Annotated in this window: 26 protein-coding genes, 1 tRNA gene and 1 pseudogene; 17 read left to right on the top strand and 11 right to left on the bottom strand. The window is 56.3% G+C overall.

Annotated features, from left to right (window positions below; genetic code table 11):
• The first annotated feature begins 124 nt into the window (after window positions 1-124).
• The 4 genes from ACFSUD_RS05270 (at window position 125) to ACFSUD_RS05255 (ending at window position 2,065) form a co-directional block, all read left to right on the top strand.
• Window positions 125-355, top strand: coding sequence for a glycosyltransferase family 2 protein (locus ACFSUD_RS05270; protein ID WP_386372157.1), 231 nt, complete (start codon window positions 125-127; stop codon window positions 353-355).
• 68 nt (window positions 356-423) lie between these two features.
• Window positions 424-564 (top strand): hypothetical protein, encoded by a 141-nt coding sequence (locus ACFSUD_RS05265; RefSeq protein WP_386372155.1) that lies wholly within the window; start codon window positions 424-426, stop codon window positions 562-564.
• Window positions 561-1,232 carry a 4'-phosphopantetheinyl transferase family protein gene (locus ACFSUD_RS05260; RefSeq protein WP_386372153.1) on the top strand — a complete coding sequence of 224 codons (672 nt, stop codon included), beginning with the start codon at window positions 561-563 and terminating at the stop codon, window positions 1,230-1,232. The genes ACFSUD_RS05265 and ACFSUD_RS05260 overlap by 4 nt, the downstream gene beginning before the upstream one ends.
• Window positions 1,229-2,065 (top strand): glycosyltransferase family 2 protein, encoded by an 837-nt coding sequence (locus ACFSUD_RS05255; RefSeq protein WP_386372151.1) that lies wholly within the window; start codon window positions 1,229-1,231, stop codon window positions 2,063-2,065. Before ACFSUD_RS05260 ends, ACFSUD_RS05255 begins: the two co-directional genes overlap by 4 nt.
• Here the strand turns inward: ACFSUD_RS05255 and ACFSUD_RS05250 are convergent.
• Window positions 2,062-2,334 (bottom strand): annotated as a pseudogene (locus ACFSUD_RS05250) (glycosyltransferase); the annotation flags it as partial. The gene ACFSUD_RS05255 and the pseudogene ACFSUD_RS05250 sit on opposite strands and share 4 nt — an antisense overlap.
• A 39-nt stretch (window positions 2,335-2,373) precedes the next feature.
• Here ACFSUD_RS05250 and ACFSUD_RS05245 point away from each other — a divergent pair.
• The 3 genes from ACFSUD_RS05245 (at window position 2,374) to ACFSUD_RS05235 (ending at window position 5,600) form a co-directional block, all read left to right on the top strand.
• Complete coding sequence (locus ACFSUD_RS05245; RefSeq protein ID WP_386372609.1) at window positions 2,374-2,604, top strand: hypothetical protein; 231 nt, start codon at window positions 2,374-2,376, stop codon at window positions 2,602-2,604.
• 12 nt (window positions 2,605-2,616) lie between these two features.
• Complete coding sequence (locus tag ACFSUD_RS05240; protein ID WP_386372607.1) at window positions 2,617-3,213, top strand: hypothetical protein; 597 nt, start codon at window positions 2,617-2,619, stop codon at window positions 3,211-3,213.
• Window positions 3,214-5,291: 2,078 nt separating this feature from the next.
• The gene (locus tag ACFSUD_RS05235; RefSeq protein WP_386372149.1) at window positions 5,292-5,600 is read left to right on the top strand and encodes a hypothetical protein; all 309 of its coding nucleotides are present in this window, start codon (window positions 5,292-5,294) and stop codon (window positions 5,598-5,600) included.
• Window positions 5,601-5,744: 144 nt separating this feature from the next.
• Here ACFSUD_RS05235 and ACFSUD_RS05230 read toward each other — a convergent pair whose 3' ends face one another.
• Together ACFSUD_RS05230 and ACFSUD_RS05225 are read right to left on the bottom strand one after the other, a co-directional pair.
• On the bottom strand, window positions 5,745-8,405 hold the full coding sequence (locus ACFSUD_RS05230) for an AlbA family DNA-binding domain-containing protein (protein WP_386372147.1): 2,661 nt from the start codon (window positions 8,403-8,405) through the stop codon (window positions 5,745-5,747).
• Window positions 8,406-8,505: 100 nt separating this feature from the next.
• Complete coding sequence (locus ACFSUD_RS05225) at window positions 8,506-9,144, bottom strand: recombinase family protein (protein ID WP_386372145.1); 639 nt, start codon at window positions 9,142-9,144, stop codon at window positions 8,506-8,508.
• A gap of 590 nt (window positions 9,145-9,734) precedes the next feature.
• Between ACFSUD_RS05225 and ACFSUD_RS05220 the strand changes: the two genes are divergently transcribed.
• From ACFSUD_RS05220 to ACFSUD_RS05210, 3 genes are read left to right on the top strand one after another with little or no spacing between them, the layout of a single operon-like run.
• Window positions 9,735-11,429 carry an NACHT domain-containing protein gene (locus ACFSUD_RS05220; RefSeq protein ID WP_386372144.1) on the top strand — a complete coding sequence of 565 codons (1,695 nt, stop codon included), beginning with the start codon at window positions 9,735-9,737 and terminating at the stop codon, window positions 11,427-11,429.
• 35 nt (window positions 11,430-11,464) lie between these two features.
• Window positions 11,465-12,166, top strand: a complete 702-nt coding sequence (locus ACFSUD_RS05215; protein WP_386372142.1) for a hypothetical protein — start codon at window positions 11,465-11,467, stop codon at window positions 12,164-12,166.
• Window positions 12,156-12,638, top strand: coding sequence for a hypothetical protein (locus ACFSUD_RS05210; RefSeq protein WP_386372140.1), 483 nt, complete (start codon window positions 12,156-12,158; stop codon window positions 12,636-12,638). The genes ACFSUD_RS05215 and ACFSUD_RS05210 overlap by 11 nt, the downstream gene beginning before the upstream one ends.
• 126 nt (window positions 12,639-12,764) lie before the next feature.
• Here the strand turns inward: ACFSUD_RS05210 and ACFSUD_RS05205 are convergent, their stop codons facing one another.
• Complete coding sequence (locus tag ACFSUD_RS05205; protein WP_386372138.1) at window positions 12,765-14,267, bottom strand: tyrosine-type recombinase/integrase; 1,503 nt, start codon at window positions 14,265-14,267, stop codon at window positions 12,765-12,767.
• A 243-nt stretch (window positions 14,268-14,510) separates the two neighbouring features.
• Window positions 14,511-14,594, bottom strand: a tRNA-Tyr gene (locus ACFSUD_RS05200).
• Window positions 14,595-14,707: 113 nt separating this feature from the next.
• On the opposite strand from ACFSUD_RS05200, the gene rlmB reads away from it, so the two are divergent.
• From rlmB to ACFSUD_RS05185, 3 genes are all read left to right on the top strand, one after another.
• Entirely contained in the window at window positions 14,708-15,484 is a 777-nt protein-coding gene (rlmB, locus tag ACFSUD_RS05195) for a 23S rRNA (guanosine(2251)-2'-O)-methyltransferase RlmB (protein ID WP_386372136.1), read from the top strand.
• Window positions 15,485-15,494: 10 nt separating this feature from the next.
• A complete protein-coding gene (locus ACFSUD_RS05190; protein WP_386372134.1) occupies window positions 15,495-15,806 on the top strand; it encodes a hypothetical protein in 312 nt (103 codons plus the stop codon).
• Window positions 15,807-16,041: 235 nt separating this feature from the next.
• On the top strand, window positions 16,042-16,509 hold the full coding sequence (locus ACFSUD_RS05185) for a CoA-binding protein (RefSeq protein WP_386372132.1): 468 nt from the start codon (window positions 16,042-16,044) through the stop codon (window positions 16,507-16,509).
• Window positions 16,510-16,582: 73 nt separating this feature from the next.
• Here ACFSUD_RS05185 and ACFSUD_RS05180 read toward each other — a convergent pair whose 3' ends face one another.
• Genes ACFSUD_RS05180 through hisA form a run of 3 tightly spaced genes read right to left on the bottom strand, consistent with a single transcriptional unit; the run spans window position 16,583 to window position 18,413 of the window.
• Window positions 16,583-16,891: a phosphoribosyl-ATP diphosphatase gene (locus ACFSUD_RS05180; protein ID WP_386372130.1), complete on the bottom strand. Its 309-nt coding sequence runs from the start codon at window positions 16,889-16,891 to the stop codon at window positions 16,583-16,585.
• Complete coding sequence (gene hisF / locus ACFSUD_RS05175; protein WP_386372128.1) at window positions 16,888-17,649, bottom strand: imidazole glycerol phosphate synthase subunit HisF; 762 nt, start codon at window positions 17,647-17,649, stop codon at window positions 16,888-16,890. Before hisF ends, ACFSUD_RS05180 begins: the two co-directional genes overlap by 4 nt.
• A 44-nt stretch (window positions 17,650-17,693) precedes the next feature.
• On the bottom strand, window positions 17,694-18,413 hold the full coding sequence (gene hisA / locus ACFSUD_RS05170; RefSeq protein ID WP_386372126.1) for a 1-(5-phosphoribosyl)-5-[(5-phosphoribosylamino)methylideneamino]imidazole-4-carboxamide isomerase: 720 nt from the start codon (window positions 18,411-18,413) through the stop codon (window positions 17,694-17,696).
• Window positions 18,414-18,577: 164 nt separating this feature from the next.
• Between hisA and ACFSUD_RS05165 the strand changes: the two genes are divergently transcribed.
• Window positions 18,578-18,967, top strand: a complete 390-nt coding sequence (locus tag ACFSUD_RS05165) for a DUF2147 domain-containing protein (RefSeq protein ID WP_386372124.1) — start codon at window positions 18,578-18,580, stop codon at window positions 18,965-18,967.
• 131 nt (window positions 18,968-19,098) lie between these two features.
• Window positions 19,099-19,497 carry a DUF2147 domain-containing protein gene (locus ACFSUD_RS05160; protein WP_386372123.1) on the top strand — a complete coding sequence of 133 codons (399 nt, stop codon included), beginning with the start codon at window positions 19,099-19,101 and terminating at the stop codon, window positions 19,495-19,497.
• A gap of 37 nt (window positions 19,498-19,534) precedes the next feature.
• On the opposite strand, the gene hisH is transcribed toward ACFSUD_RS05160, so the two are convergent.
• Together hisH and hisB are read right to left on the bottom strand one after the other, a co-directional pair.
• Entirely contained in the window at window positions 19,535-20,173 is a 639-nt protein-coding gene (gene hisH / locus ACFSUD_RS05155) for an imidazole glycerol phosphate synthase subunit HisH (protein ID WP_386372121.1), read from the bottom strand.
• 3 nt (window positions 20,174-20,176) lie between these two features.
• Window positions 20,177-20,764: an imidazoleglycerol-phosphate dehydratase HisB gene (gene hisB, locus ACFSUD_RS05150; RefSeq protein WP_386372119.1), complete on the bottom strand. Its 588-nt coding sequence runs from the start codon at window positions 20,762-20,764 to the stop codon at window positions 20,177-20,179.
• A gap of 139 nt (window positions 20,765-20,903) precedes the next feature.
• Between hisB and ACFSUD_RS05145 the strand changes: the two genes are divergently transcribed.
• Both ACFSUD_RS05145 and ACFSUD_RS05140 read left to right on the top strand, forming a co-directional pair.
• A complete protein-coding gene (locus ACFSUD_RS05145) occupies window positions 20,904-21,143 on the top strand; it encodes an Lrp/AsnC ligand binding domain-containing protein (protein WP_386372118.1) in 240 nt (79 codons plus the stop codon).
• Window positions 21,144-21,145: 2 nt separating this feature from the next.
• Window positions 21,146-21,490 carry a hypothetical protein gene (locus ACFSUD_RS05140; protein ID WP_386372116.1) on the top strand — a complete coding sequence of 115 codons (345 nt, stop codon included), beginning with the start codon at window positions 21,146-21,148 and terminating at the stop codon, window positions 21,488-21,490.
• Window positions 21,491-21,505: 15 nt separating this feature from the next.
• Here ACFSUD_RS05140 and ACFSUD_RS05135 read toward each other — a convergent pair whose 3' ends face one another.
• On the bottom strand, window positions 21,506-22,483 hold the full coding sequence (locus tag ACFSUD_RS05135) for a response regulator (RefSeq protein WP_386372114.1): 978 nt from the start codon (window positions 22,481-22,483) through the stop codon (window positions 21,506-21,508).
• Window positions 22,484-22,509 lie beyond the last annotated feature (26 nt).

Below are 22,509 nucleotides of genomic sequence, written 5' to 3'. Positions count from 1 at the left end.
TGGATTTGCCGAACCGGCTGGCATATCACCGGTGCAATGTGGTGAATGGTGTCTGGGCACGATGATCGTTCGAATTGGCTGCAGGCTGGCGCCTATCCGGCGCCGGATAGGCTTCAGGGCGTCGTTGCGGCATCTGCACGGGCCGCGTCGGCTCGATGTCGGGCCGGGGGAGGTGGTGCTGATCGCTCTTGTGCGGGACGGCAGCTATTATCTTGACGCCTTCTATCGCTATTACCGCGTCATGGGCGTGTGGCATTTCGTGTGCGTGGATAATGGCTCACAAGATGACACGATCGCGAAGATCAAGACGCAGGAAGGCGCCGTGATCGACCGAGCCCCCGGGCCTTTGGCGTAGTATGACGATCGATCCGGCAATATCCGGCGCGGACCTTCGGGCAAAACCGCTGGTGTCTTTATGTGGACATGGACGAGCTCTTCGATTTCGAAGGGCGCGAGCGGATCGGGATCGAGGGGCTCGCTGCCTATCTCGAAGACCGGGGCGACACGGCAATGGTCGCGCTGATGCTGAAGATGACCGTGCGCCATGCTGGCCCGCGGGCATGATCGGCTCCATCGCCCATGACCATGTCTTCGTCGGGGCAGCAGTGGCGCGCCTCGGCAGGTTCGCGGCGATCGGGGTGGATATTGAGCCGGACGAACCGCTCGACGCCCAGCTGATCGGGACAATCTGCAGCGGCGCGGAACAGCGCCGGATCGCCGGGCCCGACGCGCCGCGTCTCGCGCGGGTGATCTTCAGTGCCGAGGAGGCCGCCTACAATGCGCAATACATGCTGAGCGGGGCGCTCTTCGGTTTCGATCACCTCGATCTGTGCCTCGACATCGCCAATCAGCGCTTTGTCGCCCTGTTATGCCAGCCAGCCGGAATCTTCGCGGCCAGAACGCAGTTGCACGGGCGGTTCGGCCATGCCGGTCGCCACCTTGTCACCGCCGTCACGATTGGCCAATCTGCGGCCAAAAGGGAGCCTTTCACCATGCCATCCGTCACCTGTCGTTTCGCCCTCGCGGCGCTGGCCGCGCTGAGCTTCGGCGGCGCCCTGTGGCAGCGCAGCGCTCGCCATGGCGAATTGCTCGATCATTGGCAGGCGCTGCGTGGCGGCCTGTTCGCCGCCTATGCCGATGTCCATGCCCCGACGAAATGGGGCAGCTGGGGGGCGCTGCGGCATCTCGATGACAGCAATGCGCGCTGGAATGCGCTTCTGGAGGCGCAATGACGCATGATGTCTCGATCCTGATCCCGGCCCATGACGAGGCGCGCTACCTGCCCGGATGTCTCGACGCGCTGTTGCATTCGGAGCCGCTGGCGGGGGCGATCGAGGTGATCGTGATCGCCAATGGCTGTTGCGATGACACGGCGTCGGTGGCGCGCGCGCATGCGGCGGCCTTCGCCGCAAGAGGCTGGAAGTTGCGGGTGCTGGAGCTTGCCGAGGGCAACAAGCTCCGGGCCTGGAACCGCGGTGAGGCGGAGGCGCGATGCGCGGTGCTGATCTATCTCGACGCTGATGTGCAGGTCTCACCGGCGCTGATCGGTGCGCTGGCGAGGGTGCTTGATACGCAGGTGCCGCGCTATGCCAGCGGCAGCGCCAATGTCACCACGGCAGGAAATTGGGTGACGCGTCATTACACGCGGTTCTGGCAGACCACACCCTTCATGACCCACGGCGTGCAGGGTTTCGGGATCTTCGCGATGAACCGGGCAGGGCGCGCGCGCTGGGGGGAATGGCCCGATATCATCTCCGACGATACCTTTGCGCGGCTGCATTTTCGCCCCGAGGAACGCCATCGTGTCGCGGCGGGCTATGACTGGCCGATGATCGAAGGTTTCGCGCCGCTGGTGCGGGTGCGGCGGCGGCAGGATGTGGGGGTGGCGGAGATCGAGGCGCGCTATCCTGAATTGCTGGCCAATGATGATATCAAGGACCGGACACGGCCGATCTGGCGCCGCGCCCTGCGCGATCCGCGCGCGGCACTGGTCTTCGCCGCGGTGCGCGCCGCGATCCACCTGCCGGTGCTGCGCAGTTCGAACCGCTGGGTGCGGGGACGCTAGGGCGCGGCGATTTGCGCCGCCAGCCGCGCGGCCTCGACCGCCGCGTCATGGCGCTTCAGGACACGCGCGCGTCCGGCCTGTCCCATGGCGGTGAGCGTTGCAAGCGGCGTCGTCTTCAGCTCTTGCAGCGCCGCGCTGAGCGCCGCCTCGTCCCCGGCCGGGACCAGCCAGCCGGTCTCGTCGGGGCGCTCCAAGCCAGGGATGCCGGCGATCTGGGTGGCGATTACCGGGCGGGCCGCCGCCATCGCCTCCATCACCACCATCGGCAGATCTAAAATATCGGCTATTTCCTCGCCAGCTTTCCGCTGATGCTGGGGCTGAATTTGAACGGGCGGGTGATGATCCCGATCTACCGCGAACGCGGCGGCGGCGATGCGCGGCTGATACGGATGCGCTACGGTCTGACGGGGGCGGTGGTCTGTCTGCTGGCCGTGATGGCGTTCGCCGGACCGGCGCTGGTCGCGCTGCTTTATGGCTCCGCTACGCCACCAGCGGCGCGATCCTCGTGCTGCTCGCGGTGGCCCGGATTTCGCAGGTGATCGGTATGACCTATGATCAGGTCGCGCTGGCGGCCGGGGATTCGCGCCGCTTCTTCCTCTAATCCGCCGCCCGGTCCTGCCTGCCAGCAGGTCGGTCTGCTGCTGCTCGGCAGGCTTTTCGGAGCCTTGCTCGGGCTGGGGCTGGCGCTGTTGCTGTTGCTGGCGCATCTGGTGCTGGTCTGGCTGGCCCGCGCACATGGCGTCTGGGATCCGATGCATGACCTGATCTTCGCGCTGCTTGGCGCGGCGGCCGGGGTGCTGGCGCTGCATTGGGGAGGCGATCGTGACGATGGCGCCGATCGGTACGGGATGACCGTGCTCAGCCGCGGCGACGCGCCCTGCTATGGGGTTCCACTTCGGGGATCGAGACGACCGGGAGGTGATGGTCAGCACGGAAATCGTGCCGTCATCGCCATAGCCTTCGCGCGGCGCGGCGACACCACTGATCGAAACCGATTGGCGCAGCAGCTGTACCTTCTCGTCGCACCGCAGCGCCGTGGCATTGGCAAGGCGTCCAAGCTTGTCGATCATCTCGTAAAGGGTGCCCCGCGACAGCAATTGCTGTTCGATCAATTGCAGCCGTCGCGCCGAGGAGCCTTCAACGGTTGAAGGGGCGAGATCGCTGGCGATCCGGGGCTGTTCATCACGCCCCCCAGGGTCAATCGTTACTAGAACACATCGCGACCGGGTCTTGGTCACGCTACCGACAGCGCCATGCGGCGGTGGCACAGGCTCAGCAGCGAACCGGAAACCATCCAGGAGAATCCGTCTTGTCGCCGGGCAGACGGATCAAAACGGTGCCTTGCCGCGGCATTTGATCCGAGGTGATGACAATATCGGCAATATCCGGCCCCCATCCGTAACAGCTTCTTGCCACAATTGTATCTGCGAAACAGATTGTTTCGCGCGATGCGGAGGTCCCTCGCAAGTATCTGATGTTGCTCAGATACTAACGGGCGGCTGCGGGGTTGTTCCCGGCTGCCGTTCCAATGTGGCGCCTGTGATCAGGCGATAGTGGGGCCGGGCCGGTCTTTGGAAGGACAGCCGTAGTCTCGAACAGAAACAGCCGCCCGGATCGGAGCTGATATCTTCGATGATCAAGGGAAAGTGGTGGGCGACCCTGGAATCGAACCAGGCGTGCGTTCGTGGTGCATTTAAACTATCTTATTAACAGATAGTTAAACGCTTGACTGGGGACGGTATCATCGGTTTGTATCGAAACTCGTCGAAAATGTATCGAAATTAACCTGATGAACTGATGCCAGTCGCAGGGATGTGATAGGGGGAGAGTGCAGATCCTGATCGATCTGCACGACTTCGATGCCTAGTCATGTGATAACGCCCAAACGTTCCAGAGCTCCACGTTGTTAATCAAAGGCAGTGAACCAAATTTTTTTAATACCGCCTTGAAGGCGTTAAGGGCCCTAAGATGTAACAATTATCACAATCGAGTGATAATACCTAGTTTATTGTTACAAGCGGCAAATTCGTGATTTTATTTTACTAAATAAGCGTAACGACTGAAGCTATTCGGTGCTTCGGGCGGCCACAATAGGAGCTAAACCTGAGGAGCGACTGGCAGACTTGATTGAATGCTAGGGGCGGAGTGCAGTTAGGGCCCGAAATTGATACTTGCCATGGATCACTTATCTGGCCAGTTTCATTTAGACGATCAGCAAAGGTAGACTGGCTGAATAAAAATTTCTACTGCGACGAGGGCGCTGCTGCACTGCAACTCTCCTACTCCTGTCCTGCCAGTTGATCAGCATTCAGGAGTAACCGCCAGAAGAAGTGAAGAGTAAAAGGCGACCGGCTGACCGCCCTTTCCTGTTGAAATACAGGTTTCTTTGATTAACTGTGTACCGAGACGTCATTGAAGAGACGAAACACACCTCACCTTGCGGAAGGTGAAGTGTGTCCAAACTTCATTGAAAATAATTTTCAACTATTAAAATTTTTAGAATATGAAATACTTATTCATGAGAATAATATAAATTATTATATTGATGCTGTAAAATTGCAATATCAATAAATCGATTTAAATTAATTACATGCGCAGCATGGAAACACCGAAGGTGTCATTTATAAAACCTGTAAATTTTTATAAAACCTGTAAATTTTGAAGAATCTGATAACTTTTTGAAAGTATGATATTTTTCTTTCATTCACTTGCAGATAAGTGAGGCTATAAGAGTATCTAGAAAATTTTCCAAATGCGCAGTTGAGGAACAAATGAAAAAATCGAGAGCAGCGCTCTCCGTTGATCCAGACATTCACCCTAACAATCTAACAACGAGTATCAACGTCAAACTCAACAGAGAGCAAGTTGCGCATATGGGAGAAGCGCTATCCTGGCTGCTTGTAAAGTACAATGCTGTTGGACAGCGTGGGCGACCAGTAGATTGGTCGGAGTGGAGGCTTTTCTTGTCGGCGGGATATGTGTGTGGCTTCGTTTGCAGTGATTTGGATGGCATTGAAGGCTCAAAGCTGTTCCACTTCCTTTGCCAAGAGCCGGAAGTCAGTGAAAATTTGTCTCTACGGGAGTTGAGAGAGCTCTTTCACTATATCATCAGGAGTGAGAGATGGGGGGATATGGGCGGGGACCTCGGGGCGAGCACACTATGGGGATTTCTAGAGTCTCGCGCGGCATACATTGTCTGCAAACGGTTGATGGAGGTTTAGACGAAATGGCAGCGCTTGATGAACGCGCATTGAAGCAGTGGATTGACGAGCGTTTGCCCATGCCAAGATCAATGGATGAGAGCATGTCGCGGCTAGCCGAAGGTAGAGCGGTGCCTTGGTCGATTGATCAAACTGCGATCGAGTATCATGCCGTTTGCGCCTATCAGTTTCTAACCTTTCAAGAAGTTGATAATGCGAGAGTAGAGCTCAGGTTGTATCTATCTGGCGCCTTTCGTGACGCATTTGGGAGTCGGATAGAGGCTGCATGCGTATACGCGGAGCACCAGATGATGGAAGCGTTCGGATATCAGTAAAGAGAACGCTCGCTCATTCAGTTCCTGCACAGAGAATGAGTTCGGGCGGGAAAGGCAGGATCTTTTCTAATACGAGTCGCACCTATTTTTTGCGCTTCTGATCGAGAGAGCGTGACGACCTGATGCTGTCGCTGGCGACCCCTTTCAGGATGAAAGACGAAGTATTTTAGCTTCGAATTTTCGGGACAACTCTTTTCGTTCAAAACGCAGACTGCCGCTCGCTGCATCTGATTTGATAGAGCGAAATAGCCCCTCGCGCCTACGAGCAATATCACCTTTTCCCACTAAGCCTTGGTGTACGAACTCGGAAAATTCAACCAGGGGGTCTAGAAGGGGCTCTGGTAGAAAGCCTTCCTGCTTTTGTATGGACTTTATCACTCTTAGGAACTCTTTCTCCATATTCAATGAAATGCTCAGGTTGAGGAAGGAAAATGCAGTACTTCTTACGTAACGGAAATTCTCGATCGTCTGTGCGCCTTGTGCGTAGAAAAAGTTGTATGCTTGGGTGTGCAGCTTCAACGCCTCTGAGAGAAGTGGTAGGGCGTCCGTCGATCCAGGCCCCATGTCCTTTCCTAGGAAGTATTGGACAGTTGCTTTTCTCGCTATAAATTCGTGTTTAACTGTGTCTGCGTATCCCTTTCCAGAAATGACGAAATTGCAAATTTCCTCTTGGGTTTTGAGTGATGTACTTTTCCGCTCTAGTGTAAACCAGTCGCGCATCCCCGCTGCGTTCTCATGACCGTGATCAATGCAAAATCGGAAATCATCTCGAGCTTCGGCGACTAGTTGGGGAAAGCACTTCGCGAATACCCGAGCTCTAAGCATCCGGAAAGAAGCGTTTTCTGAAACCTTTGGTGGGAAGCTGCCACTAACCAAGCTCTTTGCTTCTGCCAAATCTGATCGCGAAAGCGCTCTATCTACTTTACTTTCTAGAATAACCACTTCATTCGGTTTTTTTCGCCCAGAGGTCCTAAAGCTACGAACCGCCTCAACAATTGCCGCGCCAAAGTCCAGGCGGTTTGTTTTGTCTTTAAGGAAGTTTCGAGTTACTGGATTGACGAAATACTTAGTCTCGCCTTCTTCGGAAATAGTGGTCGATAAGAAGAAATCAATAACTTCCCCAATAGACTCAGATATTAGGTCACCCCCTATTCGGATGATGGCCCCAATCTCGTCATTGCTTGCCGGGCGGCCGAACTCTGCGATGGTTGCAAGCACATGCCGCGCGTTATTGTCTCGGTGTAGCGCTTCATACTCTCTTTCAAAAAGGTAACGTCTCGCTTCCGCGCCTCGTCTCTCTAAAAAGATTTGGTTCGCTTTCTCGTAGCTGCCACAGGTCTTGCGTAGGCCAACGATAGTCTCGATAATGAGCGGAATGCACTCTGTTGACGTCTTCAAGCCGTTTTTGAAATATTTTTCATCCGGGAGCGGAACCTTAAACTGCGCACAGCAACTTTCGACAAACTCTCTATAGTTCTCTTCTCGTTGAAAGCCAGTCACCTCAATTGCATTTTCGGACGAGATTGGTTGGTTTCGTTGGGTGTACAGTAGTCGAACGGTATTAGAGGACTGCAACGAGAGCCTGAAAAGACGATCAAAGCCAGCGTCTTCACCTTTCGTCGTTAAAGTATCGATATCGTCTATAACGATTAGAATGCTTTCATAGGTGAAGAGCTCTTTGACGCGAGCCGTAAGTTCTTCTCGAGAAAGTGGACTGTAGTCTTCTTCCTCTGAATAGTCTGATGCGATCAAGATGGCCTTTAGCAGTTCATCAAAGTTCGAAAAATCTCTGAATTCGGTATCCTGAATTTTAACCGCAGTAGTATTTAGTTCCTTTTCCTTTGCGGTCAGGTAAATGACTCTGTCAAAAATATTCCCGTCTGCAGTTTGGAGACTTTTCCCATGCGCCCTAACCAGTGAAGCAAATTCGAACGCCACCGTGCTTTTCCCGCAACCGCCTCTTCCCCAAAGAAATTTACGCGGTTCGTCTTCTGACGATATCCAAGACAAAAGCTTAGATAAAACGTCAATTCGCCCGACAAACTTATTTACTCTCGACGGGCGTGAGGGTAAATAGCCTTCAATTCTTTCGAAGCTTTCAGATTGGTCTATGTTCCTAGGACCAAAGAGAAAACTGGTCTCGCCGCTACCAGCTTCTAGTACTTCATGGCCGCGTCTTAGCCAAAGAGTTCCCTCTGGGTACTTGTCGATCTTAGAAAGTAGAACGATCGGTGGTTGCGAGGTTGGTCGTTTAGGTACAACTAAAAGGTCCACCGAGGTGCTGTCGTCGCGCTCTTCATCTTCATCCTCTAGGTGCAGGTGTCTTACGTTGATTGATTGACCTGACAGCTCTCGGAGTCTTGTATTGAGCCGTTCAATGTTTACAATTTTTTTGTTATGCCCTGCAGTTCGTTTCTCGTCGTCTACGCCTAGGACAACTATGCCTCCAAAAGTATTGTGAAACCCAAAAATGAGCCTACAGATCGCGGCAAAATATGAATCGGTGAAGGAATGAGGGAACTCACGTTTGAAGTCAAAGATATCGTCTTCTTGAGCTCGAAATATGCCTTTGGCGTCCTGTAGGCTATTCAAAAACTTCTCAGCTTTAAGGTGATCTGTCGGAGCTGCAATGAGGCTGGCTGCAAGCTGCTGTATTGATTCCGTGTGCACTACCTGGTTGGAATCTGTAGAATCTTCAATTGTCATACTATTTTCCGCTAAATTATTTAGGAGAGCTTTGCAGTAAAGTGTGTGCTGTGCAAGCCTTGCCCAGTCATAAATGCGGTTCTCGATGGCTGGTGCCACCTAAGGTCAACCAGGGCGCGATCGACAGTCATGGCGATGTATCCGCAGTGGGATCTCTCGTCGGCCGCGCAACAGTTTGGCAATGAACCTGTGGAGCGTTTTATTCTTCCCACTTCGCGACAACGGCGTGCGCGTGTGCGGGGTCGTCACGGATCCTTAGAACTGTCTGCCGTGAAAGGCCACATTGTCGGGAGATTGCGCTAATGGATTGAGTTCCTAGAGCCAACAGGTCCTCTGCCTGAGTGAGAGTTGCCCGGTCGAAGCTTGGCCTCTTTCCCCGGTACTTAGTTTTGTCCGTCTTAGCATGAAGGATACCGGCTTTCTGAGTTTCCTTGGTTGCTTCCGCCTGGGCCTGGGCTGTAGCTGCCATGAAAGCAATGAGTGCATCCCTAATAGCTTTCAGTACCGGGTCCGTGGTCGAGCCGTCAAATGTGAAGTCATTGATAACGGTTCGGATAACGACTCCCTTTCGCATGAGTGAGCGTATGGTTGTGGTTACATCGTCATAATCCCGACCAAGTCGGTCTACCCAACGCACCACAAGTACGTCCCCGGCTCGCAGAATGTCGAAGAGCCGTTTGGCCCCAGGCCTCTGGCGGAAGGGTATGGAAATTCCACTAACGCCATCATCTGTGATAACACGGTCAATCGCGAAACCAGCTTTCTCTGCGTGCGAAAACTGATGTTCGGCAGTTTGACCGGCGGTAGACACTCTCGCGTATAAAACGGTTTGATACATATAAAGAATCGTCCCTTGAGGTGATGTCCATAAGGTAACATGTCCATTGAATTAAACCAACTCCTGCGGACGGGGATGGGTGATCGTTTGGGTCTGTCCGTCAGGGTATAGCCCAGGGGACAGAGCGAACTATGCGATGCGGCGGTTTGAGGCGGGAATGCGAGTTCGCGTTGATAGGGGTTGATGCGCTAGGCGCTTCAACCCCTATCTCCTTCAAAAGGAAAATGAGGTTTTACTAACATCCTCATAGCGCTTCGGGGCCTGTGGGGGCGGAGACATAAACCGACGACGAAATGGAGCACGACAGTGCACGCTTAGATGGAGTGTTGCACACTATGCTCCCGCGGAGCATAGTGTTGCACGAAACTTCATTTTACGATGCGAGCAATAACTTGAACGAAGAAAATGCAGAAATCGCCGCGCAAGTAGCGACCCAATTGATCAAAGATTCATTGTCCGGGCTCTACGGGCCGATATCGCAGTTTGTAACAGTTAAACGAGCTCAGTTCTTTGAGAATTTTTCAGCGTACTGCAAGCTAGTTTATGGAAGAAGCAGTCTTGTCCGAACTCTGTACTCAAAGAACAAACCGATGCCGCTGGATGAAGTCTACGTAAAGACAAGGTTCAGCCAAGGCGCGGAGGTGCTTACAGACGTTCAGTTGACTGCTAAATTCGCTGCCGGTCAGCGTGTAGTCGTGAAAGGAAATGGTGGCTCAGGGAAAACCATTTTTCTCAAACACCTTTGGCTTTCCCGCTTCCAGCAACCTGAAGGGCGCATACCCATCTTTGTAGAGTTAAGACGACTTAACGATCTGAAGAGCATAGACATATTGGCTTTCTGCAGAAACGAACTGCAGTCAGACATGTCTTTCGGGAAGGGGGTTTTTGAAAAGCTCTGCGAGGCGGGCAAGTTTGAGTTCATATTTGATGGCTTCGATGAAGTAAACAGGGAAAGCCGAAAGACAGTAGAGCGACAACTTATCTCGATATCAGAAAAGTATAGAAAATGTTGTTTCCTGATATCCGGGCGCGAAGATGACCGGTTCTCATCTTGGGGTGAGTTTGAAATATATTCGGTTTCACCACTCTCCCTTGAAGATGTTCGAGAGTTGATCGAGAAAATTCCCTTCGACCGGAAGGTCAAGAAAAAGTTCCTGGAAACTTTAAAGGAAGACTTCTACCGTCAGCACAAAAGCTTTTTATCAAGCCCGCTGCTTGCGTGTATGATGTTGATGACCTTCAACGAGAACGCCACGATCCCTAGTAAACTCACCGAGTTTTACAAAAGCGCATTCCAGACTTTGCTTACCTGGCATGATGCGACAAAAGACTCGTTTGAACGTGATAGGTCACTCTCAGTGGACGAGTTCCGCAGGGTATTTTCGACATTTTGTCTAGTTTCATATTACGATCAAGCTTTTGAATTTGATGATGAAACGTTCAGAAGGTATATGCAAAAGTCATTAGATTACCATGGAATAGAAGCTAACCTAGATGACGTAATCAATGATGTCTGCGAGTCTGCGAACCTATTGCAAAAGGACGGGCTGAAGTACCTCTTTGTTCACAGGTCCTTCCAAGAATATTTTGCGGCAGAATGTGCTATGCAGGTTGTGTCAGGCAAAGCTAGCGAATTCCTTAAAGTTTTTGCTAAACGACTTCGCGATACCGTTTTTGCAATGTGCTATGAGCTCCACCCAGAACTGGTTTTCGACAAGTACTTCTCGGAAAGGTTTGACTGGATCAGAGACGTTGACTTTCTTAACGACGTGAAGGGGGGAATGCGGCAAGAAAACCCATGGATATGTAGTTCTATAACCGCTGAATGCAGGCATCTTAAGGGAGACTTGCTCGTAACTGACATCAGGGTTGAAATAGATGATGAGAGACGGGAAGCATTGCAAGTTATATCCTTATGCGGACGGGTCCGTGATACTAATCTTCTAGACCCAGCTGACTTGGCATTACATTCAGTATTTCAAAGCGTTAAGGCCGTTTCTAAAGATGGCATTCTTTCTCAATTAGACGGAGCTTCGCTGAGGATTAAACTAAGCTTTGTGGGCGGGGGCCACAAACTGAGTGTACGCAACTCGGGTGAGTTGAAGTTCCCGACAACTGAGACAAAAAAATTTCGCCCCAAGATAGTCTCTGCACTTTCTGATAATCTTAAGCGTAATAGAAAATTAGTCAACGAGTACTACCGCTGTGCTCGCGACATGATCGTCTCGCTGGAAAAAGAGCGGCAAACGAAAGAAAAATCAATTGATGATATTTTAGGTATTTAACCTGAGTATGGAGTTTAATTTGCGGGGTACATCTGATGCGGGATTTAATTAGTCAAATCTGGAGTTTTGAGTATGCTGTTGTGCCATGCTTACTCGCTTACTTATTGTTTGATCTTCCTATCATTTATCGGCGTATTACGCGTAAACTTTACGTGCCAATCTACTTTGCCTTCTTTCCCTACGGCTATTCGGATGAACTATATGCAAGGTACTTTGACGAAGATACATTCGGTGTCTTGGGTGGAGGGTTTAGCGAGACGGAGATTGACAACGCTCGGCTTAGGATTATTTGGGTATCCGTTCTCTCTTTAGCGTTAACGATGGCCATTAGCCCTTTCGTTGCAGCGATGTTTAGCTACTACTTCTTGACGTTAGAACAACAAGCTCAGTTCTTCATCACTTTGGCAGTAGTAAAAGTAGTGATGCTGGGGATGTCTCTATACGATCTACGTTGGCACCATCGGGTTACCGATATTATCCCGCCCATGTATATTGGCGGAATCTATATTCTATATCTCATCGCTATTCTCACCTTCTACGATCGTGGCTTAAAGTGGATTGCTGAACGTGATGCCTCTGGTGGGGTGGCCCTGATCGCCAATGATTTACTAGATTTCTTTCTTTATGATATTGGTGTCGGAATTCTTTTTGTCGGTATTATCGGCTTTCTTCTCCCGTGGCGCCTTACAAAGGGCACTGGTCAACCCGTAAAGGGAACTTACAGTAGTGAAGATTAGAAGAATTCAGCAGCTCTATCATCTGGTCGAAAAGCAAACTCGCTTTCCTCACGAAGTGCGTATGATGGCAGCAGCCGTTACGGCTACTGAGATGAGTTTCAGGAGTTTGCCGCACCGCCTCGCAGAATATCTTTACGCAACGGTTCTAATCTTGTTAGGTCGAGACGCAGGTCACGTCAGCATTGGTATATCCCAAGTATCTATTCGGCATTACGCCACGCTGGAAAACGCCAGTCAGCTTATGGCGCTAAAGCTATCTTTATCCGCTGAGCACAACCTAAGGATATGTTGCAAATTCGTCCAGCAGGTGGAAGGTCGATCTTTAATTAGCGTGGCGCGTGCCTACAATGGCCGCAGTACTTTCTTCTATAAGAAGGCGTTAGCTGAAAACTATAGTGCACTGCAGCAGTTAGAAGCGATCAGCATAGCTACCTCGAAATGCCAGGCCCCGACAGTCAGGAACTTCAGATAGGACGGAGCGGTACCCTCCCACCTTCTTAGCTTTACACGTCACGCCAGTCAGAAACGTCAGTGGGACTGATTAGATAGAAACCCAGCGGATGAATCTTTCGTTTGCCTCAGGGTGGTATTATTCATTTCAGTTATCGTGACGGCGGGGGTCAGTCGCACACACGAGTTCATATTTCGCCATAAATTCTGGTCCATCATCGTAGTGTCTTATGGCTCCGGCTTCTTTATGTCCAAGTATCGCACGTTGCATTTGAATGTCCGCTCCAGCTCTCCTCATAGCATTTACAAAAGTGGTTCTAAGGGAGTATAGGGCCTTACGATTGTCTAAGATCGGCGGCGACATTTTTGTTCGAATCAGGCGGCTAAAATTATGGCGAACTGCGCCTACGCTGTCCGACCTGATAGTATTGAAGGTAGCTAAGCCGCCTTCATTTATCCATTTTGGAAAGCTCTTTAGCTCAGGATGTAAGGGGATGACGCGGGTCGAGCTTTCAGACTTGCTGCTAGTTATCCGGATTAGTTCAGAAGTTACATCGGCAGGCTGTAGCCTGAGTACCTCGATTGGCCGCATGCCAGTGAACATGAGTGCACGAACGACCTGGCGCAGGGCTTCTCTCCGTTGATCAGATAGCCCTGGTAGGCGCCTTCCCCAGAACTCAGTGATTGCCTTGTCAATTCTGAGAGCCTCGTCTGGGTCGAACTTCTTCCATTTGCGTTCTTCGATTGGTCTTTTATCGCGAGGAAGCGCAACCGCTGAACTAGGGTCAAAGTCTAATAGTTCTTCTTGTCCAGCATACTTGAGAAGGCCTTTTATGGGGGTGAATACGGCATGCAGTGAGGCCGCCTTCATCGTTGGCGCTAGCTCGTCTCTAAGCTGCTTCAGATGCGCTGTTTCGACCCTTTTGACTGGTATGTCGCCCACCAGGGCAACCAGTCGGCCGATGTCTCTCGTGTACTTCGCTCGTGTAGCGGGTTTGATACTGTTAAACCTAAAGTATGCCTGTGAGACTGCGGTGAGTGTGTGGGGGTCTGGAGTGTGCTCCGAAATTTTTCTTTCTAGTTTCAGTTTCATAACATCGTATTCATCCCGCTGATCAGGATCAGTTGGCGGAGCAGGGGAATCTTTACCGAAGGCAGTCTTGTAGATTTCGCGCATACCTTCGACATATTCTTCTGTGCCTATTGGGTCAGGGAGCTTCTGGCTAAGTGACACGCTGTCGATGTTGGGGTGGTCGCGATATTGGTGCAAGATATCTTTGAGGGCTCGAAAGGGCGGGAACTCTATCGGAATGGATGGTTCATCGGAGGCCGTCTCTTTGTAGATGCGCGCAAGCAGCTGGGTACGCATGAGCTGTGTCGGCCGATCTCCGTCTCGTTCAGCGTCCAACTCCCGAAGGGATAATTTCGCCCATCGCCAATCTGGGGCCACATCATTGCCTTCGGTAGGCCGCAGGTCTTCGAATGATAGAGGGAGGGCATACATAGGAGTTCCCGGAAGCTCAGTTTCCGAGGCACTCACAAATGCTTCCTGGCTCTTAAGCTTCTGTTTTCTTACGTAGTCTTGCCTAGCTTCTAAAGAAGTCATTTGGGCAATAAATTCATCATGCTCTTCAGCCCAAGTCACAACCATTTGGATTGCCTTAGAGTAGGACACGTCGCCACAAGGCCTCTGCCAAATTTTTTGGTCAAGCAAGTCGTGAAGTTTCTGCGGAACCCGTCTCTGATAGAAGAATCGTCCGCGGTCGATCTTGAGGTATCGAACCTTTTCCTGGGGAGCCATTGTATCGAAATGTGCCTAATTTGTATCGAAACCGGTTGAGCAATACCGATATGATACCACCACTACTCCATGCTTTCAAAGCTTTAGGGGTAGTGGTGGGCGACCCTGGAATCGAACCAGGCGTGCGTCTCCGCGAGGGAGTTACAGTCCCCTGCCACACCTTGCGGCCTGTCGCCCACTTTCGTCCTTCGCATTGCGCTGAACGTGGGGGCGTGATTACAAGCGACCCTGAGAGCCGTCAAGGCGAAATTCCACCTATCGGCAGGCAAATCACAAGCAAAGGCAAAAACATGAAAAAACCGAAATGGGTGGTGCAGAAGGAGCAGGACAAGAAGGCCGAGGCCAATGCCACGATCTGGCTGTTCGGGCTGCATGCGGTGCGCGACGCGCTGAACAATCCCCGGCGCGAGAAGCTGCGCCTGATGGTCACGCCGAATGCCCAGGCCAAGCTGGAAGAAGCGATCGCTGGCGCCGGGATCGCCCCCGAGGTGGTGGACCCGCGCAAGTTTCGCCCGCCGATCGATCCGGGCTCGGTGCATCAGGGTGCGGTGCTGGAGGTCAGGCCGCTCGACTGGGGGCGGCTTGAGGATGTCTGTATCGGGGATCACGCACCGCGGGTGCTGCTGCTCGACCGGGTGACCGATCCGCATAACGTGGGCGCGATCCTGCGCTCGGCGGAAGTGCTGGGCGCCAGCGCGGTGATCGGCACGCGGCATCATTCAGCGCCGGAGACCGGCGCGCTGGCCAAGACCGCCTCGGGCGCGCTGGAACGCCAGCCCTATCTGCGCGTGCGCAACCTCGCCGACGCAATCAGAGCGTTGCAGGAGATGGGCTATCTGGTGCTCGGGCTGGATGGCGAGGCCGAGGCCAGTATCGAGAGTGCCGTCGCGGGACGGCGCGACCGGCCGGTGGCGCTGGTGCTCGGGGCCGAGGGGCCGGGACTGCGCGAGAAGACTCGGGAGACCGTCGATGCGCTGGTACGAATTGACGCAAGCGGCGGATTCGGTTCGCTCAACGTCTCAAATGCCGCGGCGATCGCCCTATATGCGAGCCGTGAACACGGCTGAAAGGGAAGGCATGGCGCATCCGAGCAAGATCGCGACCTGCTGCTATTGCGGCGCGAGGACCCTGCTGACGCTCAACAAGGGGCGGCACGAGCTGTCCTGCACGAGCTGCGGGGCGCCGTTGCGCCAGCTGAAGATGCTGCCGCGCGCGCCGCAAAAGCCTGCCGCGCCGAAACGGGTCGCCGCAACGATTCCCCAGGCGCCCCAGCAGAGACAAAAGGTCAGGCAGGTCAAACCGTCCAAGCGCAAGCCGAAGAAGCGAAAGTCCTGGCTGCGGCATCTGGCGGAGGAAGCCTTTGACGTGGTCGAGGATATTCTGGATTAGCGGCACCGGCCAAGTGACGGTAAAATCGGCAGTTTCTTGCGCAGATCATCGCGATTGACGCTGAATCGTCCAATCCCCCTTTGAATCCGCCGCGCATTGACTAACTCATAGGCATGGCACGGAGCCCGGAACGCTTCGATGCCACCTTACTGTCCCTCGTTCCGTACCTCTGCGCCCCCGTGGTTTTCCCACCGGGGCGCTTTTTTATGCGGCGCGGCGGGGCTATGTTGGCGGCATGACCTATTCCGATACGCTGTTGACAAAAATCCTCCGCGAGACCCGCCGCATCGCCGTCGTCGGGGTGTCGGCCAATCCGATGCGGCCAAGCTATTTCGTGGCGCGCTATCTGAAGCTGAAGGGATTCGAGGTCTTGCCGGTCAACTCGGCCCATGCCGGGCAGAACCTGTTTGGCGTGCCGGTCGTTGCCTCCTTGAGCGAGATCGACGGCGGGGTCGATATGGTCGACATCTTCCGCCGATCCGAAGCAGTGCCGGAGGTGGTCGAGGACGCTCTGGCGGCCTTTCCCGAGCTGCGGGTGATCTGGATGCAGATCGGCGTGGAACATGCACAGGCGGCGGCGCTGGCCGAGGCGCGTGGGGTGACGGTGATCCAGAACCGTTGTCCGAAGATCGAGTATCAGCGGCTGTTCGGTGAACTGCGCATGGGCGGGTTCGCGACCGGGGTGATTTCCAGCAAGCTGTGAGAAGGGGGCTGTCTGCCCCCCGCGTGCCTACGGCAGTCTCCCCCCGAAGGTCTTTCTGACCCAGGGAAGCGGATCAGCGGCGGGCGGCCTTTTCGGCGAGGCCGGATTGCTGCTGGCGGCGGGCCAGTTCGTCGAGCACGTCCTGCAGCGGCACGTCGCGGGCCGCGAGCATGACCAGCAGGTGGTACAGCACGTCAGCGGCCTCCGACGTCAGGCCGACGGGGTCTCCCTTGACTGCTTCGATGATCGCCTCGATCGCTTCTTCGCCGAATTTTTCGGCACATTTCTCCGGGCCCTTGGCGAGCAGCTGTGCGGTCCAGCTGCTGTCCGGGTCGGCGGATTTGCGAGTGTCGATCAGCTTGGCGAGGTCGTCGAGTGTCATGTCAGCCTCATCGGGATACCGGCCTGCGCCATATGCTGCTTGGCCTCGTGAATCGTGTATTCGCCGAAATGGAAGATCGAGGCGGCCAGCACCGCCGAGGCGCCGCCTTCGGTGACGCCTTCCACGAGGTGATCGAGATTGCCGACGCCGCCCGAGGCGATCACCGGCACGCTCACGGCGTCCGAGATGGCGCGGGTCAGCGGCAGGTTGAAGCCCGATTTGGTGCCGTCACGGTCCATCGAGGTGAGCAGGATCTCCCCGGCGCCCTTCTCGGTGACCAGGCGGGCGAATTCGACCGCGTCGATGCCGGTGGGTTTGCGCCCGCCATGGGTGAATATCTCCCAGCGGCCCGGCGCGACGGTCTTGGCATCGATGGCCACCACGATGCATTGGCTGCCGAAATGATCGGCGGCCTCGGCCACCACATCCGGGCTGGCCACGGCGGCGGAATTGAAGCTGACCTTGTCAGCACCCGCGAGCAGCAGGGCGCGCACATCGGCGCTGCTGCGTACGCCGCCGCCGACGGTCAGCGGGATGTAGCAATGTTCGGCCGTGCGGGTGACCAGGTCGAACATCGTGCCGCGGTTTTCATGGGTGGCATGAATGTCGAGAAAGCAGAGCTCGTCGGCACCGGCCGCGTCATAGGCGATGGCGGCATCGACCGGATCTCCGGCATCGCGCAGGCCGACGAAATTGACGCCCTTGACCACGCGCCCGTCGGCCACGTCGAGACAGGGGATGATGCGGGTTTTCAGCATGACTGATCTCTAGCGGGCCGGGTCGGGCGGGGCAAGCGGCAGGCTCAGCCGCGCAGGGCGGTGAGCGCCGCGGCGAGGTCGATGGCGCCGTCATAGAGCGCGCGGCCCGAGATCGCGCCCTCGATCACGCCGGTGTCGCCCAGGGCAATCAGATCGTCGAGCGAGGAGACGCCGCCCGAGGCGATCACCGGGATGGAGACGGCCCTGGCCAGCGCCGCGGTCGCCTCGATATTGGGCCCGCCCATGGCGCCGTCGCGGTTGATGTCGGTATAGATGATCGCCGCGACCCCGGCATCCTCGAAGGATCTGGCCAGGTCACCTGCCTGAACGTTGGTTTCGGTGGCCCAGCCCTTGGTGGCGACGAAGCCATTGCGCGCGTCGATGCCGACCGCGACCTGACCGGGGAAGGCGCGGGCCGCTTCGCGGACCAGATCCGGGTTTTCCACCGCGACGGTACCGAGGATCACCCGGGCCAGGCCCTTGTCGAGCCAGGTCTCGATCGTCTGCATGTCGCGGATGCCGCCGCCGAGCTGGGCGGGCACCTTGCAGGATTTCAGGATCGCCTCTACCGGGGCGGCGTTCACCGGGCTGCCCGCGAAGGCGCCGTTGAGATCCACTAGATGCAGCCATTCGCAACCCGCGGCGACGAATTCCTGCGCCTGTGCCGCCGGGTCGTCGTTGAACACGGTGGAACGGTCCATGTCGCCATGCACGAGGCGCACGGCCTGTCCGTCCTTAAGGTCGATCGCGGGATAGAGAATCATCGTTCCTGCCTTTTCATGCATTGGACAGCGCCGGGTGGAGCGCCTTGCCGGGCGCTTGCAGGCTTTATGCATGCTGGAACGCATTTTGCAACGCGACGCGAGGTCCGGCTTGCCCGAAGGCGCCGCTTGCGGCGAGGATGGGGCGTTCAACGGGAGGAATGAGTATGAGAATGTTCTTGGCGGCCCTGATCACCGGCATCGGGCTCGGCACTGCGGCAATGGCGGGCGATCCGGCGCTCGGCACCTGGCAGACCGAGCCGGATGACGGTGCCTATGCCCATGTCACGATGCAGCCCTGCGGCACCGCCATCTGCGGTGTCATCGCCCGGACCTTCAACGCCACCGGTGAATATGCCTCGCCCAATATCGGCAAGCAGCTGGTGATCGGCATGGCGCCGCAGGGCGCGGGCAAATATGCCGGCAAGGTCTGGCGACCGTCCAACGACAAGATCTATATCGGCAAGATGCAGGTCAGCGGGGACAGCCTGAAATTGTCGGGCTGCGTCGCGGGCGGGCTGATCTGCTCCAAACAGGGCTGGCGCCGCGTCAAATAAGGCGGAAACGCGGCTGAACAGCCCATAATTTGAACGAATCGGGGCGCGGGTGTATCATGGCCTGCGTCCTGTCGGTGGCTGGACCCGGCCCGCGCAAGGGCGCGTTTGTATCGCTTGGGGGAGTGGTGCGGATGCATTTGTTGAGGATATTGATCGGACTCGCCTTCATCACGGCGCTGCCCATTTCGGCAACAGCGCAGGAGGCCATGGCGCATGGTGTCTGGAAATCGACACCGGATCGCAACGGCTTGGTCGTGCATGTGCGCACCAAGCCCTGCGGGGCCGCGCTCTGCGGTACGGTGGAACGCGCCAAGGACAGGCGCGGCTATGACAAACGCTCCTCTGCGGTGGGGCGCAAGATCATCTGGGACATGAAGCCTGCTTCGGACGGTGTCTATCGCGGCAAGCTCTGGGAGCGGGATCGCAACCGGACGCTGGACGCGCGCCTGAGTGTCGAGGGCAATGCGCTGCGCCTGCAGCAATGCGATGACAATGGCTGCAAGGACGTGATCTGGACCAGGCTGCGCTAGGGCCGCGTGCCCATATCGCCCTGGGAACGGGGGCCGGTCAGGGTGCCCATTTCAGGAAATTTGCGATCAGCTTCAATCCGGTACTCTGGCTCTTCTCGGGGTGGAACTGCATCCCGAGCATGGTGCCGGTGCCGATGATCGCCGTGACCGGACCGCCGTATTCGACATGCGCGAGCCGCTCGGCGGGGTCGGCCACCTGCATGTGATAGCTGTGCACGAAATAGGCGTGATCCCCGGTGGAGATCCCCTCGAAAACCGGATGCGGATGGTCGATCACCAGATCGTTCCAGCCCATATGCGGCACCTTCAGACGCTTGTCCTCGGGGGTGATCTTGACCACCTCGCCGCCGATCCAGCCGAGCCCCGGCGTGTCTTCGTATTCGCGGCCCATGCCGGCCATCAGCTGCATGCCGACGCATATCCCCAGGAACGGGCGGCCGCGGCTCTCCACCGCCTCGATCATCGCGTCATGCAGGCCCCCGGCGCCGCGCAGGGCGGCCATGCAGGCGGGGAAGGCTCCGTCTCCGGGCAGCACGATACGGTCGGCGCGCGCCACCACATCGGCATCGGCCGTCACCAGCACTTCGCCTGCGTCACTCTCTCGCGCCATGCGCTGAAACGCCTTGTGCGCGGAATGGAGATTGCCGGATTCGTAATCGATGATCGCGGTCAGCATGGGTCAGAGCGCGCCTTTGGTCGAAGGGATGTCCTCGGACTTGCGCGGGTCGAGCTCGACCGCCTCGCGCAGGGCCCGGGCGAAGGATTTGAACGCGGCTTCGGCGATGTGATGGCTGTTGATCCCGTGCAGCGCGTCCATGTGCAGGGTGATGCCGCCATGGGTGCTCACCGCCTGGAAGAATTCGCGCACCAGCTCGGTGTCGAACCGGCCGATCTGCGCAGTCGGCAGGGCGACGTTCCAGACCAGGAAGGGTCGGGCGGACAGATCGAGCGCGCAGCGCAGCAGCGCGTCATCCATGGCCAGCAGGCAGCTGCCGTAGCGGCGGATGCCGCGCTTGTCACCGAGCGCCTGGGCCAGCGCCTGACCGAGGGTGATGCCCACATCCTCGACCGTGTGGTGATCGTCGATATGCAGATCGCCTTCGGCGTCGATCTTGATGTCGATCAGCGAATGCCGCGCGAGCTGATCGAGCATGTGGTCGAAAAACCCGACGCCGGTCCGGTTCTGATACTGGCCGGTGCCGTCGAGGTCGATCTCGACGCGCACTTCGGTCTCGGCGGTCTTGCGGGTCAGGCTGGCGCTGCGCATGAAGGGTCTCCGGTTGAACTGCTGCCCTTATAGCAGCGGCTGCGCCCGGGCCAAGCCTAACAGCTTGCACAGATCGGGGATTGCGGCGCTGATGCCCATGTGTCAGCCTTGAGCGCAAAGAATAAGAGGCATCCCCCCGATGAGCACCTGCGTTTTTATCCAGATCCGCTGCAAGCCCGGCACCACCTATCGTGTCGCCGAGGAAATTGCGCTGCGCGAGATCCATTCCGAGCTCTATTCAACCTCCGGCAATTTCGACCTCTTGATGAAGCTCTACATCCCGACCGGCGAGGATGTCGGCGTGTTCATCAATGACAACCTGTTGGATATCGAGGGGATCGAACGGTCGCTGACGACCATGACGTTCAAGGTATTCTGAGCGTGCTGCTGCGCGCTGCGGGGCTCGCCTTCCTCACAATGCTTCCTCTCACCGCCGCGGCGCAGACGCAGCGCGTCTATGCGGGCGAGGAGGCGGCGGCGCTGCGCTGTTCCAATACGGTGGCGCTGACCGCGGTGGCGCTCTACGAGGCCGAGATGATCGGCGAGGCGCAGAAGGAAATCATGCTCGGGGTGACCCTGCTGATCCTCGAGCGTCATGTCAGCGGCAGCTGGCGGCAGAAGAAGGCGGCGCTGGCGATCATGCGCGACCGACGCAGCATCGAGGATACGCTGGAGGATTACCGCCGCAATGCGGCGCGCTGCCTGACCCAGTTCCCGATCAACTGACCCGCGCGGCCCGCGTCACTCAAGACGCGGGCGGTTCTTCTCGTTGTCGGCTTCGGGGTATTTGACGCGCTGACGCATCGAGACCCGCGCCAGCGCCCGGTCGAAGGTCTTGCGGACCCGCTGGGTACGGCTGGCGTTGGGCTGCATCGGCCCGCCCGCGGAAACACAGATTTTCATCGCACGGCCATCGTCGAACGCGAGCCCGGACTCGGCGAGGAGCGCGTTGATCTGGTCCTCCATCTGCGGCCAGGCGGGAAGGCTGTCGGTCGGGGCGATGCACATGAAAATGCCGTTGCCGTCATAGGCCATCAGCATTTCGGCACATTCCACCACCTGCACGATCGCCTCGGCAGAGGCGGCGAGGGCGCGGGCGAATTCGGCGGTGGTCGTGCTTTCGAACAGCGGTTCGAGATGGTCGATCCGCACGGCAAAGACCTGGCAGGCGTCGAGATGCTTGCGGGACAATTGCGAGAGGTAATTGCCGAGCGAGAAGGGCAGAACCACCTGCGCCACGTTGGTCAGCCGGATCGGATCGGTGAGCGCGAAGTCATGCGCGCCCGGCGTGGCCTGCGCTGGACCGGCCAGGGTCGGGTCGAGCTCCGGGAAACCATCCGCCGCATTCAGCAGGCGTTCGGCGATCCTGACCCGGTTGGAAATCTCCTTCACGTCGAAGGGTTTGGTCACGTAGTCATTGGCCCCCGCGACGAAGGCCTTTTCGATCGAGGTGAGATCGGTGTTGGCGGTCAGCATGATGATCGGCGTCTCGCGGTAGCCGTTGAGAGCGCGGATATGCGAACACAGGGTGATACCATCCATCCTCGGCATCTGGATATCGAGGACCAGGCAGTCGAAAGCTTCGTCGGACGTATCAAGCAGCGACAGGGCAGCGGCACCGGATTCGGCGATCGTCACATCCGGGAACTTGGCCTGTTCGAACACGACGGGGAGCAGGTCCCGGATGAATGGGTCATCATCGACCGCCAGAATACGCATAACTTGTTCCTTCTTCGCCGCCACGC

The sequence above is a fragment of the Sulfitobacter aestuarii genome, assembly GCF_042685005.1.
Classification (GTDB): domain Bacteria; phylum Pseudomonadota; class Alphaproteobacteria; order Rhodobacterales; family Rhodobacteraceae; genus Sulfitobacter; species Sulfitobacter aestuarii.
The sequence above is the reverse complement of the archived record's forward strand: the minus strand, read 5'-3'. Positions and strand labels throughout refer to the sequence as shown.

Excerpts from the sequence above, each read along its gene's own strand:
- hisA (WP_386372126.1), bottom strand. The coding sequence starts at position 18,413 with ATGATTCTCTATCCCGCGATCGACCTTAAGGACGGACAGGCCGTGCGC.
- hisB (WP_386372119.1), bottom strand. The coding sequence starts at position 20,764 with ATGCGCAGCGCCAGCCTGACCCGCAAGACCGCCGAGACCGAAGTGCGC.
- ACFSUD_RS05260 (WP_386372153.1), top strand. The coding sequence starts at position 561 with ATGATCGGCTCCATCGCCCATGACCATGTCTTCGTCGGGGCAGCAGTG.
- ACFSUD_RS05225 (WP_386372145.1), bottom strand. The coding sequence starts at position 9,144 with ATGTATCAAACCGTTTTATACGCGAGAGTGTCTACCGCCGGTCAAACT.
- ACFSUD_RS05135 (WP_386372114.1), bottom strand. The coding sequence starts at position 22,483 with ATGCGTATTCTGGCGGTCGATGATGACCCATTCATCCGGGACCTGCTC.
- ACFSUD_RS05205 (WP_386372138.1), bottom strand. The coding sequence starts at position 14,267 with ATGGTTGTGACTTGGGCTGAAGAGCATGATGAATTTATTGCCCAAATG.
- ACFSUD_RS05165 (WP_386372124.1), top strand. The coding sequence starts at position 18,578 with ATGAGAATGTTCTTGGCGGCCCTGATCACCGGCATCGGGCTCGGCACT.
- ACFSUD_RS05240 (WP_386372607.1), top strand. The coding sequence starts at position 2,617 with ATGATCAGGTCGCGCTGGCGGCCGGGGATTCGCGCCGCTTCTTCCTCT.
- hisF (WP_386372128.1), bottom strand. The coding sequence starts at position 17,649 with ATGCTGAAAACCCGCATCATCCCCTGTCTCGACGTGGCCGACGGGCGC.
- ACFSUD_RS05255 (WP_386372151.1), top strand. The coding sequence starts at position 1,229 with ATGACGCATGATGTCTCGATCCTGATCCCGGCCCATGACGAGGCGCGC.
- ACFSUD_RS05180 (WP_386372130.1), bottom strand. The coding sequence starts at position 16,891 with ATGACACTCGACGACCTCGCCAAGCTGATCGACACTCGCAAATCCGCC.
- ACFSUD_RS05185 (WP_386372132.1), top strand. The coding sequence starts at position 16,042 with ATGACCTATTCCGATACGCTGTTGACAAAAATCCTCCGCGAGACCCGC.
- rlmB (WP_386372136.1), top strand. The coding sequence starts at position 14,708 with ATGAAAAAACCGAAATGGGTGGTGCAGAAGGAGCAGGACAAGAAGGCC.
- ACFSUD_RS05145 (WP_386372118.1), top strand. The coding sequence starts at position 20,904 with ATGAGCACCTGCGTTTTTATCCAGATCCGCTGCAAGCCCGGCACCACC.
- hisH (WP_386372121.1), bottom strand. The coding sequence starts at position 20,173 with ATGCTGACCGCGATCATCGATTACGAATCCGGCAATCTCCATTCCGCG.
- ACFSUD_RS05160 (WP_386372123.1), top strand. The coding sequence starts at position 19,099 with ATGCATTTGTTGAGGATATTGATCGGACTCGCCTTCATCACGGCGCTG.
- ACFSUD_RS05190 (WP_386372134.1), top strand. The coding sequence starts at position 15,495 with ATGGCGCATCCGAGCAAGATCGCGACCTGCTGCTATTGCGGCGCGAGG.
- ACFSUD_RS05265 (WP_386372155.1), top strand. The coding sequence starts at position 424 with ATGGACGAGCTCTTCGATTTCGAAGGGCGCGAGCGGATCGGGATCGAG.
- ACFSUD_RS05220 (WP_386372144.1), top strand. The coding sequence starts at position 9,735 with ATGCCGCTGGATGAAGTCTACGTAAAGACAAGGTTCAGCCAAGGCGCG.
- ACFSUD_RS05215 (WP_386372142.1), top strand. The coding sequence starts at position 11,465 with ATGCGGGATTTAATTAGTCAAATCTGGAGTTTTGAGTATGCTGTTGTG.
- ACFSUD_RS05245 (WP_386372609.1), top strand. The coding sequence starts at position 2,374 with ATGCTGGGGCTGAATTTGAACGGGCGGGTGATGATCCCGATCTACCGC.
- ACFSUD_RS05235 (WP_386372149.1), top strand. The coding sequence starts at position 5,292 with ATGGCAGCGCTTGATGAACGCGCATTGAAGCAGTGGATTGACGAGCGT.